The organism is Mesorhizobium sp. M00.F.Ca.ET.216.01.1.1, assembly GCF_004010325.2.
In the GTDB taxonomy this organism is placed as follows: domain Bacteria; phylum Pseudomonadota; class Alphaproteobacteria; order Rhizobiales; family Rhizobiaceae; genus Mesorhizobium.
Genome location: NZ_SADR02000460.1, coordinates 1 through 300 on the forward strand (window position 1 = coordinate 1; position 300 = coordinate 300).

Here is a 300-nt window from a genome sequence, read left to right on the forward strand (position 1 = left end):
GCGCAGCACGTTCGCGAGTTGCCGCAAATTGCCGGGCCAACGGTAGCTCATGAAGCGTTCCAACACCTGCTGCGAAACACGTCGCGGCACATTCTCGCCCTCGTTTTGTCGTTCGAGCATGCGCGTGACCAGCGCGGGCAGATCGGTGCGCTCGCAAAGCGCCGGCAACGTCACCACAAGTCCGTTGATGCGGTAATACAGGTCTTCGCGGAAGGTGCCTTCTTCGATCATCGCGCGCAGATTGCGGTGCGTCGCGCAGACAATGCGCAGGTCCACCGGAATCGCGCGGGTGCCGCCGAG

Annotated in this window: 1 protein-coding gene; it reads right to left on the reverse strand. The window is 63.0% G+C overall.

Annotation, left to right across the window (positions count from 1 at the left end; translation table 11 throughout):
- Nucleotides 1-300 (reverse strand): sigma 54-interacting transcriptional regulator (locus EN859_RS36955; RefSeq protein WP_189502567.1); only part of this gene is annotated, 300 nt, incomplete at both ends.